Genomic DNA, 12536 nt, shown 5'->3' on the forward strand with positions numbered 1-12536 from the left:
AGGCCTAACCCGCCAGCTTTTTAAAGAGCTTTTCGAAATCCTCCGGGTCGGTATCGATCCGGAGGATTTTTTTGCGCGCTGTTTCGCCTGAAATGAAGGTGATGGAGGATTTGGGCAGGCCGAGTTTTTTCGCCAGCAAAACAATCAGGGCCTTGTTCGCCCTGCCGCCTTCCGGCACGGCGCTGACGCGGGCCTTCAGATGCGCGTTTCCGTCCGCATCCTGCTCCACGCCGTCAATCGCATCCCGCCCGCCATTCGGTGTGAGGCGAACGGACAGGCGGACATGATCATCGTGCTTTTTCCAGAGACTGCTCAAACGGTCATCGGATAAAGCGTGTTCCACATGAAGGAGCGGATGAAGAAGATGATCAGCAGCAGGATGATCGGCGAAATGTCGATCCCGCCGAGATTGGGCAGAATGCGGCGGATGGGGCGCAGGGCCGGTTCCGTGACATTGACCAGGAAACTCCCGATGGCGTTCACGAACTGGTTGCGGGAATTGATGACGTTGAAGGCGTAAAGCCAGGAAAAAATGGCGCTGGCGATCAGCACCCACGTATAGAGGTTCAAGGCCAGATCGATGGTCTGAAACAGGGCAAGCATCAATATCTCCGTATCTTGGTTGCAAGACATTTAGACATTGACGCGTGAACCGGCAAGTGTTGCGCCGGATCGTAATGATCTTTGGTCTGACCGGTCTGCGGTCATCGCGAGCTGGTTCATGGCTTTGCAGCGGGATTTCAGACGAAAACCGCTCACACTTTTCGTCGTCCCGCTGAAGAGGAGGGCTGGCGATTCCTGTCATATCGCTCTATTGCAGACATCTCATATTGTCTCGCGAGCACCCAGCCGATGTCCCTGCCTTCTGCCGAAAACCGCTTCGGTGCATTCCGGCATAGTTCCTATCGCCGTTTTTTCAGCGCTCGGTTTTTCGCGGCCTTCGCCATTCAGATCGTCAGCGTCTCTGTCGGCTGGCAGATGTATGAGGTTACCGGCAACGCCTTTTATCTCGGCCTGATCGGTCTCTTCCAGTTTCTGCCGTCTCTGCTTTTGATCCTTCTTACCGGAACGGTCGCCGACCGGCACAATCGCCGGCGTATCATGGCCATATGTCTTCTGGTCGCGGCGCTGTGTGCTGTGGCTCTTCTGGGTCTTACGCTGACACACAGCTTTTCTCCCTGGCCGGTCTTCGCCATTCTCGTTATTTTCGGCATAGAGCGGGCCTTCATGGGACCGGCTGTCCAGTCGCTGGCGCCCAATCTCGTGCCCGTCGAGGATTTGCCGAACGCTATCGCTTGGAATTCCTCTTCCTGGCAGATGGCGTCCATTCTCGGCCCCGTTGCCGGCGGCCTGCTCTATGGCCTCGGTGCTTCCATCGCCTATAGCGTGGCGCTTGTGCTTTTCATCCTCTCCGCAACGCTGGCGGTGACGATCCGCAAGCCGGAACAGCGTGGTCCGGCAAAAGCCGTCACCCTCGAAACAATGCTGGCCGGCTTCAAATTCATCTCGCAGGAGAAGATCGTTCTTGGCGCCATTTCGCTCGATCTTTTCGCGGTGCTGCTGGGCGGTGCCGTCGCGTTGATGCCGATTTTTGCCAAGGAAGTGCTGACGCTCGGCCCATGGGGTCTCGGGCTTCTGCGCGCCGCACCCGGCATCGGGGCCATCACCGTTGCGGTCATTCTGGCATTCAAGCCCATTCGCCACCATGCGGGCCTGCTGATGTTCGTCGGCGTCGGCCTCTTCGGCGTTTCCACCGTGGTCTTCGGGCTTTCGCAAACCGCGTGGCTGTCCATTACCGCGCTGGTGGTCATGGGAGCATCGGACATGGTGTCGGTTTATGTGCGCGAGACCCTGATCGCGCTCTGGACGCCGGATGAGGTGCGTGGGCGTGTGAATGCGGTGAATATGGTTTTCGTTGGAGCCTCCAACGAATTGGGTGAATTCCGCGCCGGCACCATGGCCCATGTTGTGGGTGCCGTGCCAGCCGTTGTCATCGGCGGGGCGGGCACGCTTGCTGTCGCGGTCATCTGGGCGCTTGGTTTTTCCAAGCTGCGCAAGATCGATAGTCTCGACGCGCCGCACTAACCGCGATGGGCCTCAGCGCTGTGCCTTGCCCTCAAAAACCAGATCGAGAAAATTGCTGAGCCATGCCCTGAGCGGCGTGTCGAACAACATGCGGCCTTCCAGATGCTGACTGCCGACCTGCGCATTCGGCATGCCAAAACGCTGCGCGCCGCGCACCACCCAGCTATGCATCATGGCGCGGGTCAGTTCGGCGTGAAACTGCAGGCCCCAGGCATTTTTTCCATAACGATAAGCCTGATTGGGATAGGTCTCGCCTGCCGCCAGAAGCTCGGCTCCCCGCGGCAGTTCGAAGCCTTCGCGGTGGAAATGATAGACCATCTTCGGCCAATGCGGCATCAGAAGCCGACCGTGTTCGGTGGCGTGAAGCGGATACCAGCCGATCTCCACCTTGCCGTCCCTGTCTGCCTCGACCTTGCCGCCCAGATGTTTGGATAGCATCTGCGCGCCGAGACAGATGCCGAGAAAGGGCTTGTTTTCCTTCAGCGGCACCTTCAGCCAGTCGATTTCGGCTTTGACATAATCATGTGGATCATTGGCGCTCATCGGGCCGCCGAAGATGATGGCGCCCGCATGTTTTTCCAGCGTTTGCGGCAGGTCGTCGCCGAGCGCGGGCCGCCTTATATCGAGGCGATAACCCTTTTCCACCAGGATCTGGCCGACGCGGCCGGGCGTGGAACGTTCCTGATGCAGGACGATGAGCAGCGAAGGTTGTTGTTCCTGTTGCCTGGAAGGGTCAAACAGCATCGTCTTCGTTTTCGCTTTCTTCAGCGGGCCCGGACCTCGTGGCGGCCTGCTGACGTTGCAGAACCCTGTCGCGCACGGAAACACCGAGGAGATCGGCGACTCGCCAGATCACATGGTCTTCCATTTCGCTTCGTTCGCCGTCAGCGTAAACAATATCCCATAATATGCCAATAAGCTCCACGCGCTGATCCTCATCGAGGTGGCGGCGGATATCGGTGGTGAAGCGGTAATAATCGACGGCTTCCTTGCCGGCCTCCTGGCCGGCGGCAAGAAGGGCATCAAGCTTGCCACCGTCGAGATGGTAATATTCGTGAAGAATCTGGCGCAGGCGATCACGCTCGCTTTTCGAGATGGTGCCATCCGCTTCCATCACCTGGAAACAGAGGGCGGCTACCGCCACCCTCAGATCATCAGGGCTGAAATCACCCGCCTGCGGGCCAACGAGGTTCTGAATAAACGACTGTATTTGCTGGAACATCGATAGCCTGCTGGTCAGAAGAGTTTGAGCCGGGTCTTGGGTTCGGCTTCCGCGCCTGGCTTCTTGACGCCCGGATCATCCGGTGCGCCGCCAAAAAAGGGCACGGCTTCCGCCGCCTTGTCATCCGCCACTTCGGTTTCCACCGGCGCTTCGATTGTGACCGGCTTTTTCTCCTTCGGGATTGAAACAGTCGGCTTTACCTCGATCGGCGCGGCCGGGGCGGGTTTTGGCTCCGCAAGGGTCTCGGGCGCGGCTTCGACAACGATCGTCTTCGCAACCGGTTCGGCTCTTGCGGGTGCCGCGGCAATCGCATTTTCGATCGCCAGATCTTCAACAGGGCCTTCGAGCTGACCGAAGGGCGCTTTCCATTCGAAGGCGTCGAGACGGCCGGTGATGGGGGAGACCGGAAGCCATTTTTCCGAGACGATACCATCCGCCACCCATGCCGGGTCACGCGGCGCGCGCAGCGCCTGTGCCATCCAGTAGCGCACACGGCCCTGATCGCCGGTTTCCGCTTCTTCGATATCGGCCATCAGCAGGAAGATGCTTTCGCGTGGCTCAATGCGGGCGGCGGCTTCGGCCTTGGCCCGTGCCTTGGCGAATTCCTTGGCGTCGAGCGCTGCCTGCGCCACGGCAAACAGGGATTCGATGTTGTTGGGCTTCAGGCTCTCAAGCCGCTCCGCCCGTTTCAGCCGGTCGATGGCGGTATCGCCGCTGCGGGCGCGGACATAAAGCTCGGCGATCTGCGGATGCGGATCGTTCTTCCAGACGGGTTCCAGAACCGTGGCGGCCTTGCGCAGATTGTCTTCGCGCAGATAGGACTTCGCTGCAATCAGTGCCGCCGGAACGAGGCCTTTTGCGAGCTTGAGAGCGTGCTTGGCATCCTCGCGCGCGCCCACCGGGTCGCTTTCCAGCTTTTCACCGGCCTTGGCGGTGAGAAGCACGGCTTTCAGCCGCTCCGCCTCGCCGCGTTCGATGACGCTTGCCGCTTTCTGCTGGTCGAGCAGGCGGATGGCATCGTCCCATTGTCCGTTGCGGCAGCGGTTTTCCAGCGTCGCCTGTGCCGCCCATGGCAGGTAGGGGGCTTTTTCCGCTGCATCCTCGGCATATTGCTGGGCGGCTTCATAGGCGCCCTGCCGACGCGCCTCGATATAAAGGCCGCGAAGGCCGAGTTCGCGCGTTTCAGGGTCACGGGCCATCGCCTCGAACTTGCGGCGCGCCTCGCCATATTTGCCTTCGATGAGGTCGGCCTGCGCATCGAGCAGATGGATCAGCGGTTCCTGATCGGCGCTGAGCAGCCCCTGCGTGCGGGCCGTCATCTTGCGGGCGAGGATGGCATTACCAGCGCCGGCGGCAATGAGGCCGGTGGACAGAGCCTGATAGCCGCGGTCGCGCTTCCGGGCGCGGAAATACCGGCGTGCGGCATTGGGCGAGGTCCAGATGGCGTTGACGACCCACCAGACCAGCATGATGGCGGCAACCAGCGCGGCGATGATGGAGGCGGCGACCATCAGGCTCATTTCGATCAACTGGCCCTGCCAGACGATGGAGAGCACGCCCGGCCTGTCGGCCAGCCAGGAGAAACCGAAACCGAGAGCCAGAACGATAATGGCGAAAGTCAGAATTCTGGTCATGCGCTCACCCCTGCCTGCCAGTGCTGGTGATGGCGCGGTTCAACGTGCCGCCCACCAGATTCTCGACCTCGATGCGCGCATCCAGAGATTTTTTATAATCGGCGGATACCGTCCTGGCGGCATCGGGAAGACCATTCCACTCAAGTGCTGCGCCCTGCAGGTCGCCGTTGCGCAGCTTGTTTTCCATACGCGCGATCATGGCCTCGGGGGTCTCGCCCTCGATGTTGCCGACCGGGCGCACCTTCACCAGCGAAAAGGCGCTTTCGGTCAAGCGCTCCATGATGCCCTGATTGGGGTCAGGCTGGTTGATGGCTGACAGCATCGCATTGGCGACATCGGGGAATTTCTGCATCAGCTCCGAACGCGACGGTACGCCGGTGGCGGCGAAGGATTGCAACGATGCAATCGCCGGATCATCTGATGTGACCCTGGAGAGCGTATCGAGTTCCGTGAGGAACGGCCCGCCGCGATCGATCGCGGCCTTCAGCGCGGCCGAGGCAATGGCGCGGGCGACTTCGATATCGTCGCGTGGCTCGTTGATCTTGGCTTCCGCATCCGCAAGACGGCGTGTCAGTTCGGCGGTCGCCGTGGCCTGTGCGGATCGCTCCGCCTGCACGGCAGATTCCAGTGCGGTGATTTTTTCAGAAAGCCCATCCACCTGCGGGGCTTCACCCTTTGCGCCTTCGAGGGTTGCGATGCGCTGTTCCAGTGCCGAGGTGTCCGCCGCTGGAGCATTGGCAAGCTGCTGCCGAAGATTGCCCAGATCGGTTTTTAGTGCGGCGATCTCCTCGCCTCCGGCCCTGCCTGCATTAACGGAGGGCAGGATACCGGCATATTGCATGCTTCCGGCGGCGGCGAGCGCCACAAGGCCGCCGACGATACCCGCAGCGATCAGGCCGGAGGTCGCCGCTTGTTTGCGTTCCGCCTGTTGTGATGTGGATGGCTTCGCCGGTCCTGAATTGGCCGGTCCTGAAGATGAGGTCGTGGTCGATGGTTTTGCAGCGGTGGCCCCGCCAGATTCGCTGGAGGAAGCCGTGGAGCCAAAGGCCGGCTTCGCACCTGCTGCTGCAGCCGCAGTGGCGCTCGTCCCGGCGGTGCCCGTCATTGGTTTTGCATCGGCCTTGGGCGGAACAGGGGCCGTCGAGACGGGCTCTTTCTGTTTGTCTTCAGGGCTCTCGGTCTTCGACGCGGCGGCTACGGATTCCGTTTTGCCGACATTGGGTTCGGGCTCGATAGGGTTTTTCTTAGGCTGGTCCCAGACGGGGGCGGGTTTTCCCGTTGTGGCTGCTTCCGGCTTTGTTTCCGAAACATCCGGCGTTGCGGTGGCCACAGGCGTTTTGTCACCGGGCTTTTCGTCCGTCTTGGCAGCGTCCACGTCGGCGGAAATTGCTTTCACGTCTTTGGCGTCCAGGTCGATGGTGACCGGTTCGGCTTTGGACTTGGAGTGGCGTGGCGGCTTTCCCGATACCATGACAACCTCATTTCTGCCTGCAGTAATGTAAACCTAGTCAGTGACGGCGGCAAAGGAAAGAGGCGAGCTCGAATTAGGTTCCAGAGTTATGGTGCAGAAGTTCGAACATCGCTGCCTCGCTCGGTTCTCTGGCGGCGATGGCGTTTGCGCGAAAGATTTCCGGAACCAGAGAAAGCACGTTGTGGCTGATACAGATGAATTGTGTCCCAGCCAGTGCTGCCGCGTATCTGTCCGTTGATGCATGGTTGAAAAAGGCCCGCGCCGCTTCCGAGGAATAGAGCAGGACCACATCGGCAGCGTTTTCGACAAGCGCCGTCTGGAGCATGCTCTCGGAGATATCCGAGGGCAGCATCTCGTAACAGTCGATCACTCTAAAGGGAATGCCCGCAGCGGCAAGGCCCTCCTCGAAGACGGAGCCACGGGGCCTGCCGGCGAGATAGAGCAGGGGCTGTCCTTCGGAAAGAAGTGCGCGGCGCTGCGTTACGAGAGCAATCAGACCCAGGGCGTCTCCGGAGGCGATGAATATTTGCGTGAAGCCGGCTTTTTTCGCCGCTTCCGCCGTTGTTGCGCCGACGGCGAAGAGCGGTTTTGACAGATGCGGGGCCAGCCGGTCCCGTGATGTTTCCAGTGCCCGCAATGCCTCGGCACTGGTCACCGCAATCGCCGCCAGCGGGCCGGATAGCGCCGAGATGGCGCGCTCGCCATGATGGGCTGGATGAAACAGTGGCAAAAGCACCGGCTCGTGGCCGAGCGCTTCAAGTTTTGCGGCCGTCCTTTCGCCCGAACGTTGCGGCCGGGTGACGACGATCCGCATTGGCTCAGTTCCAGCCTTCGAAGAAATTGCTGCCCGCCTTGGCACGCACCTCTTCGCCGGCCTGTCGGCCGAGCTTTGCCGCATCTTTGCGGTTGCCGGAGATTTCGATGTTGTGGCTCGTCTGGCCATCAGGGGTGAGGATCAAGCCGGAAAAATAGAGTTCCTCGCCCTCGCAGGTGGCGTAACCGGCAATCGGCGTGCGACAGGATCCGTCGAGTGCGGCCAGGAAGGCGCGCTCGCAGGTCACCGCATCATAAGTGGGCCTGTCGTTTATGGGGGCAAGCAGCTCGTCCATGCGGGTGTCACCGATGCGGCTCTCCACACCGATTGCGCCCTGCGCCGGAGCAGGGGGAAATTCCTTCGGGTCGAGAATTTCCGTCGGAACATTGTCCTTGCCGAGCCTCTTCAGGCCGGCAAAGGCAAGCAGCGTCGCATCCGCCTGGCCTTCTTCGAGCTTGCGCAGCCGTGTATCGACCTGACCGCGAAAGATGATGACGCTCAGATCCGGCCGCAGGCGGCGGATCAGCGCCTGGCGGCGCAGGGATGCGGAGCCGACCACGGCGCCGTGCGGCAGCTCCAGCAGCTTCGGCGCGGTGCGGCCGATGAAGGCGTCGCGCACATCTTCCCGCGGCAAGAAGGCGGACAGATAAAGGCCTTCGGGTAAAACGGTCGGCATGTCCTTGGAGGAATGCACGGCCATATCGAGTTCGCCAGACAGAAGCTGGCTTTCCAGCTCCTCGGTAAACAGGCCTTTACCGCCGATTTCCGACAAGGCGCGGTCGGTTATCCGGTCGCCCTTGGTGGATAGCACGACGATTTCGAACATGTCTTCCGGCAGACCATGCGCCGCCATCAGCCGGTTGCGCGTCTCGTAAGCCTGCGCGAGCGCCAGCGGGCTGCCGCGCGTGCCGATTCGGAAAGGTTTTGTTTGCATCCGCGTCTATCCATTGTTACCGGAGTTGTCTTAGACCAACTCAGCGCATGATCGCAATGAACGAACAGATTTGATGACCCCCTTTCTTCGTATCCTCGGCATAGAGACAAGCTGTGACGAAACCGCTGCATCCATTGTGGTTCGGCATGCGGACGGGCGCGGCGAGATCGTCTCCGACGTCGTTTTGTCGCAGCTGGAGGAACACAGCGCCTATGGCGGCGTGGTGCCGGAAATTGCCGCGCGCGCCCATGTCGAGGCGCTGGACACGCTGGTGGAAGAAGCGCTGGAGCAGGCAGGCGTGACCCTTGCCGATGTCGACGCCATCGCCGCCACCTCCGGTCCCGGCCTCATCGGCGGTCTGCTGGTGGGGCTGATGACGGGCAAGGCCATCGCCAAGGCGGCAGGCAAGCCGCTTTATGCCATCAACCATCTGGAGGGCCACGCGCTGACGGCGCGGCTGACCGACGGTTTGTCTTTTCCCTATCTGATGCTGCTGGTTTCCGGCGGCCATACCCAGCTGGTGCTGGTGCGTGGCGTTGGTGAATATGAGCGCTGGGGCACCACCATCGATGACGCGCTGGGTGAAGCCTTCGACAAGACCGCGAAACTTCTGGGCCTGCCCTATCCAGGCGGTCCTGCGGTCGAGAAGGCGGCGGCGAAGGGGGATCCCAACCGCTTTCCGCTGCCGCGTCCGATGGTCGGCGAAGCACGGCTCGATTTTTCCTTTTCCGGCCTGAAGACAGCGGTGCGGCAGGCGGCGACCGCCATCGCGCCGCTTTCGGAGCAGGATATTGCCGATATCTGCGCCTCCTTCCAGAATGCGGTGTCGCGCACTCTCAAGGATCGCATCGGCCGTGGCCTTGCGCGTTTCCGCCAGGAGTTTCCGCAGCTGGAGACCCAGCCTGCGCTGGTCGTGGCTGGCGGTGTCGCCGCCAACAAGGAAATCCGCCAGACCCTGCAGTCGCTTTGCGATATCAATGGCTTCCGCTTCGTCGCACCGCCGCACCGGCTCTGCACTGACAATGCTGCGATGATCGCCTGGGCCGGACTGGAGCGGATGGCCGATGGCAAGGAAGCCGATCCGCTTGAAATTCCGCCGCGCTCGCGCTGGCCGCTGGATGGCAGCGCGGAGACATTGATCGGTTTCGGTAAAAGGGGAGCCAAGGCCTGATGCAGCGGGAAAAAATCGTCGTCATCGGCGCCGGCGCCTTCGGAACCGCGCTAGCCGTCGTCATTGCGCTGGAAAACCGGCATGATGTGACCCTGCTCGGCCGCGATCCGTCCCTGATGGCTGACCTCAGGAGCGATCGCGTGCACGAGGCGGCCCTGCCGGGTGTCGACCTTCCGGATGCGCTTGAATTTTCTGCCGAGCCTGATGTGCTTGCAGGTGCCAGCATTGTGCTCTTCGCCATGCCGTCTCAGGCCCATGCCGATGCGGCCCGTCACTATGGTCCTTATCTGGCTAATGACTCTATCATTGTCACCTGCGCCAAGGGCATCGACCGCAGTTCCGGCCGTCTGCTGACGGAACTTCTGGAAGCGGAACTGCCACATCACCCGATTGCGGTTCTGTCCGGTCCGGGCTTCGCGGCCGATATTGCCCGTGGCTTGCCGACGGCCATGGCGATTGCGGCGGAAGACGCTGCCATCGCCGAACAGCTGGCAACCACGATTTCCGGCAGGACCTTCAGGCTTTATGCCTCGATCGACCGCATCGGCGTGCAGCTTGGTGGCGCACTGAAGAATGTTCTCGCCATTGCCGCCGGCATCGTCGAAGGCGCGGGCCTTGGCGATTCCGCCCGGGCGGCGCTGATCTCGCGCGGGCTTGCCGAAATGTCGCGTCTCATCGTCGCCATGGGCGGCAAGGCGGATACGGTGCGCGGCCTCTCGGGCCTCGGCGATCTGGTGCTGACCGCCACAAGCCATCAGTCGCGAAACCTGCGTTTCGGCATCGCGCTCGGCCGGGGTGAGGGCAAGGACATGTCCGGCGGGCTGGTGGAGGGCGCTTTTGCGGCTGCCGTCGCCGCCCGACTCGGAGAAAGTCACGCTGTCGACATGCCGGTTACCGAAGCGGTGGCCGCCATCATCGATGGCAATCTGGATGTGGCGAGCGCCATGCAACAATTGATGACACGGCCGATCACCACCGAATGAGGGTGGGGCGGTCGAACAATATTTTACGCATGTCTTGGTCCCAAAACCGCTGACACTTTTTGGGAGACATGCTCCAGCGAGGAGACGAAAATGCTGTTTGCCTTTATCTGCAAGGACAAGCCCGGCCATCTGAACGTGCGCATGGAAACGCGCCCGGCGCATCTGGAACATCTGAACAGGCTGAATGCCGAGGGCACGTTGAAGATCGCCGGTCCTTTTCTCGATGCCGAAGGCAAGCCGAATGGCAGCCTCGTCATCGTGGAAGCTGCCGATATCGATGCGGCCAAGGCCCTTGCCGATGCCGATCCCTATGCAAAGGCCGGCCTGTTCGAAAGCGTCGATGTGAAGCCCTATAATTGGGTCTTCAACAATCCGGGAGCGTGACCGGACATGGCGAATTACTGGCTTTACAAGTCCGAGCCGTTCAAATGGTCCTGGGAAATGCAGAAGGCCAAGGGCGAGGCCGGCGAAGAATGGACCGGCGTGCGCAACTATCAGGCCCGCAACAACATGCGGGCGATGAAGATCGGCGACAAGGGTTTCTTCTACCACTCCAATGAAGGGCTGGACGTCGTCGGCATCGTCGAAGTCTGTGCGCTGTCGCATCCGGACTCGACCGCTGAAGGCGATCTGAAGTGGGATTGCGTCGATATCCGCGCGGTTTGCGATATGCCGCAGCCGGTTTCGCTGAAGGATGTGAAGGCCAATCCCAAGTTGGAAAAGATGTCTCTCGTCACCTCCATGCGGCTTTCCGTGCAGCCGGTGACGGAGGAGGAATATCTTGAGGTTTGCCGCATGGGTAACCTCGCCAATCCACCGAAATCACCGGACTGACCCTTCGGTGAGGACCGATCCCGAACGCTTCATTCTCGACAACACCGGCATCATGAGCCCGCCGCATGTGCCGGAATTGCGTCTTCATCTTGCCACGGAGGCTCATGAGCTGTGGCTGAAGACGGAGGAGGAGCTGGAAGCGATCGGCCTGCCGCCGCCCTTCTGGGCCTTCGCCTGGGCCGGCGGGCAGGGGCTTGCCCGCTATGTTCTCGATCATCCCGACAGCGTCTCCGGCAGGCGCGTGCTGGATTTCGCCAGCGGCTCCGGCCTTGTCGCCATCGCCGCGGCAAAGGCGGGCGCCAGCGCGGTTCTGGCGGCCGATATCGATCCGTGGACAGAGACGGCCATTCGGCTGAATGCGGCTCTCAATGAGGCGGACATTGCCTTCACCGGACTTGATCTGGTCGGGAAGCCGGTCGAAGCGGATGTTCTGCTAGCGGGCGACGTGTTTTACGATCGCGCCTTTGCCGATCTTCTCGTGCCGTGGTTTCGGGAACTGACGGAAAAGGGCGTGAGCGTGCTCGTCGGCGATCCGGGGCGGGCCTATTTGCCCAAAGATCGGCTCCGGGCGGAGGCGACCTATCAGGTGCCGGTGACGCGGGCGCTGGAAGACAGCGAAGTGAAGAAGACCACCGTCTGGCGTTTTATCTGATCAGTGCATCGCACATTTGCAGTAAAACCGCGTCATGCTTTCGCCGGAAATACTTTAGGGCCGGATAATGCAGACGCCATGTTCATAGGCGCAGGCGTCGTCAGCGGTTTCGGCACGGACATTGATGATCTTCGCCTTTGGCGCAAGCTGCGAGCCTCTTGTGAGCGTTGCGCCTTTCCGTGAAAGCCCGCCGCCAATTGCGAAATAATTGCCATTGCCACGAACGCGCAGCGCCGATATCGCGCCCACATAAGTGCCACCGGAGAGGGTGGATGGCAGCCCGTCCGTTGAGAAGCTCACCTGCGATTGACGATGTTGATAATGATGCTGATAATCACGGCGACCATAATAATCATCTGCCGCCGCCGGAGGCATTACTGTGAAAATGACGCCTGCAACCATCATGGTTAAAGCAGCGATTCGGCGCTGTAACATGAGCCTCATTCTCCGGATTTTCTTCATTAACAAAAGGTAAATTACACGATTCATGAATTACGTAAAGGTAAATATTTTGAGGGCGTAAATCTTGGAAACGCTCGATTTTTTATTTTGACGCAAAAAAATTCCAAAAAAAATTCGTGAACCAATCGATTAAATTGGAATCGGCCATGAAATGTGCTTGTGGTGATGCTCCCATGTGATTAAACGTCGCGGTTGGTGCAATGCACATTCTTTCGTCATGTGCTGTTGCTTGGGGGCGTCCTGTCTGATGGGCGCACGGGAAAACGCCGCGAGG

15 protein-coding genes are annotated in these 12536 nt (G+C 60.6%); 6 read left to right on the plus strand and 9 right to left on the minus strand.

From position 1 onward, the window contains the following. Positions 1 to 4 precede the first annotated feature (4 nt). Both ASB65_RS28590 and ASB65_RS28595 read right to left on the minus strand, forming a co-directional pair. The gene (locus ASB65_RS28590; RefSeq protein WP_060725390.1) at positions 5 to 316 is read right to left on the minus strand and encodes a DUF167 domain-containing protein; all 312 of its coding nucleotides are present in this window, start codon (positions 314 to 316) and stop codon (positions 5 to 7) included. Then, complete coding sequence (locus tag ASB65_RS28595; RefSeq protein ID WP_003492418.1) at positions 313 to 603, minus strand: YggT family protein; 291 nt, start codon at positions 601 to 603, stop codon at positions 313 to 315. The genes ASB65_RS28590 and ASB65_RS28595 overlap by 4 nt, the downstream gene beginning before the upstream one ends. A gap of 249 nt (positions 604 to 852) precedes the next feature. Between ASB65_RS28595 and ASB65_RS22215 the strand changes: the two genes are divergently transcribed. After that, positions 853 to 2085, plus strand: coding sequence for an MFS transporter (locus tag ASB65_RS22215; protein WP_060725391.1), 1233 nt, complete (start codon positions 853 to 855; stop codon positions 2083 to 2085). Positions 2086 to 2097: 12 nt separating this feature from the next. On the opposite strand, the gene ASB65_RS22220 is transcribed toward ASB65_RS22215, so the two are convergent. The 6 genes from ASB65_RS22220 to hemC all read right to left on the minus strand — a co-directional run bounded on the left by ASB65_RS22220 (position 2098) and on the right by hemC (position 8160). Then, a complete protein-coding gene (locus tag ASB65_RS22220) occupies positions 2098 to 2829 on the minus strand; it encodes a glutamine amidotransferase (protein ID WP_020813316.1) in 732 nt (243 codons plus the stop codon). Continuing rightward, on the minus strand, positions 2819 to 3307 hold the full coding sequence (locus ASB65_RS22225; RefSeq protein ID WP_060725392.1) for a TerB family tellurite resistance protein: 489 nt from the start codon (positions 3305 to 3307) through the stop codon (positions 2819 to 2821). The genes ASB65_RS22220 and ASB65_RS22225 overlap by 11 nt, the downstream gene beginning before the upstream one ends. Before the next feature lie 14 nt (positions 3308 to 3321). Beyond that, complete coding sequence (locus ASB65_RS22230) at positions 3322 to 4941, minus strand: heme biosynthesis protein HemY (RefSeq protein WP_060725393.1); 1620 nt, start codon at positions 4939 to 4941, stop codon at positions 3322 to 3324. A 4-nt stretch (positions 4942 to 4945) separates the two neighbouring features. Further along, positions 4946 to 6412, minus strand: a complete 1467-nt coding sequence (locus ASB65_RS22235; RefSeq protein ID WP_060725394.1) for a COG4223 family protein — start codon at positions 6410 to 6412, stop codon at positions 4946 to 4948. A gap of 73 nt (positions 6413 to 6485) precedes the next feature. Beyond that, the gene (locus ASB65_RS22240; protein WP_060725395.1) at positions 6486 to 7226 is read right to left on the minus strand and encodes a uroporphyrinogen-III synthase; all 741 of its coding nucleotides are present in this window, start codon (positions 7224 to 7226) and stop codon (positions 6486 to 6488) included. Between the two features lie 4 nt (positions 7227 to 7230). Beyond that, a complete protein-coding gene (gene hemC / locus ASB65_RS22245) occupies positions 7231 to 8160 on the minus strand; it encodes a hydroxymethylbilane synthase (protein ID WP_060725396.1) in 930 nt (309 codons plus the stop codon). Positions 8161 to 8233: 73 nt separating this feature from the next. On the opposite strand from hemC, the gene tsaD reads away from it, so the two are divergent. The 5 genes from tsaD to ASB65_RS22270 all read left to right on the plus strand — a co-directional run bounded on the left by tsaD (position 8234) and on the right by ASB65_RS22270 (position 11800). Next, positions 8234 to 9331 carry a tRNA (adenosine(37)-N6)-threonylcarbamoyltransferase complex transferase subunit TsaD gene (gene tsaD / locus ASB65_RS22250; protein ID WP_060725397.1) on the plus strand — a complete coding sequence of 366 codons (1098 nt, stop codon included), beginning with the start codon at positions 8234 to 8236 and terminating at the stop codon, positions 9329 to 9331. Then, a complete protein-coding gene (locus ASB65_RS22255) occupies positions 9331 to 10314 on the plus strand; it encodes an NAD(P)H-dependent glycerol-3-phosphate dehydrogenase (RefSeq protein ID WP_060725398.1) in 984 nt (327 codons plus the stop codon). The genes tsaD and ASB65_RS22255 overlap by 1 nt, the downstream gene beginning before the upstream one ends. A gap of 90 nt (positions 10315 to 10404) precedes the next feature. Then, a complete protein-coding gene (locus ASB65_RS22260) occupies positions 10405 to 10698 on the plus strand; it encodes a YciI-like protein (RefSeq protein ID WP_003504994.1) in 294 nt (97 codons plus the stop codon). Positions 10699 to 10704: 6 nt separating this feature from the next. Further along, positions 10705 to 11148, plus strand: coding sequence for an EVE domain-containing protein (locus ASB65_RS22265; protein WP_003504993.1), 444 nt, complete (start codon positions 10705 to 10707; stop codon positions 11146 to 11148). Positions 11149 to 11155: 7 nt separating this feature from the next. After that, positions 11156 to 11800, plus strand: a complete 645-nt coding sequence (locus ASB65_RS22270; protein ID WP_060725399.1) for a class I SAM-dependent methyltransferase — start codon at positions 11156 to 11158, stop codon at positions 11798 to 11800. A 54-nt stretch (positions 11801 to 11854) separates the two neighbouring features. On the opposite strand, the gene ASB65_RS22275 is transcribed toward ASB65_RS22270, so the two are convergent. Continuing rightward, positions 11855 to 12235: a hypothetical protein gene (locus ASB65_RS22275; protein WP_060725400.1), complete on the minus strand. Its 381-nt coding sequence runs from the start codon at positions 12233 to 12235 to the stop codon at positions 11855 to 11857. Between the last annotated feature and the right edge of the window lie 301 nt (positions 12236 to 12536).

It is taken from the genome of Agrobacterium tumefaciens str. B6, assembly GCF_001541315.1.
GTDB classification, from domain to species: Bacteria; Pseudomonadota; Alphaproteobacteria; order Rhizobiales; family Rhizobiaceae; genus Agrobacterium; species Agrobacterium radiobacter.

Coding starts and splice junctions, on each gene's coding strand:
- ASB65_RS28595 (WP_003492418.1), bottom strand. CDS start 603: ATGCTTGCCCTGTTTCAGACCATCGATCTGGCCTTGAACCTCTATACG.
- ASB65_RS22215 (WP_060725391.1), top strand. CDS start 853: ATGTCCCTGCCTTCTGCCGAAAACCGCTTCGGTGCATTCCGGCATAGT.
- ASB65_RS22220 (WP_020813316.1), bottom strand. CDS start 2,829: ATGCTGTTTGACCCTTCCAGGCAACAGGAACAACAACCTTCGCTGCTC.
- ASB65_RS22225 (WP_060725392.1), bottom strand. CDS start 3,307: ATGTTCCAGCAAATACAGTCGTTTATTCAGAACCTCGTTGGCCCGCAG.
- ASB65_RS22230 (WP_060725393.1), bottom strand. CDS start 4,941: ATGACCAGAATTCTGACTTTCGCCATTATCGTTCTGGCTCTCGGTTTC.
- ASB65_RS22235 (WP_060725394.1), bottom strand. CDS start 6,412: ATGGTATCGGGAAAGCCGCCACGCCACTCCAAGTCCAAAGCCGAACCG.
- ASB65_RS22240 (WP_060725395.1), bottom strand. CDS start 7,226: ATGCGGATCGTCGTCACCCGGCCGCAACGTTCGGGCGAAAGGACGGCC.
- hemC (WP_060725396.1), bottom strand. CDS start 8,160: ATGCAAACAAAACCTTTCCGAATCGGCACGCGCGGCAGCCCGCTGGCG.
- tsaD (WP_060725397.1), top strand. CDS start 8,234: ATGACCCCCTTTCTTCGTATCCTCGGCATAGAGACAAGCTGTGACGAA.
- ASB65_RS22255 (WP_060725398.1), top strand. CDS start 9,331: ATGCAGCGGGAAAAAATCGTCGTCATCGGCGCCGGCGCCTTCGGAACC.
- ASB65_RS22260 (WP_003504994.1), top strand. CDS start 10,405: ATGCTGTTTGCCTTTATCTGCAAGGACAAGCCCGGCCATCTGAACGTG.
- ASB65_RS22265 (WP_003504993.1), top strand. CDS start 10,705: ATGGCGAATTACTGGCTTTACAAGTCCGAGCCGTTCAAATGGTCCTGG.
- ASB65_RS22275 (WP_060725400.1), bottom strand. CDS start 12,235: ATGTTACAGCGCCGAATCGCTGCTTTAACCATGATGGTTGCAGGCGTC.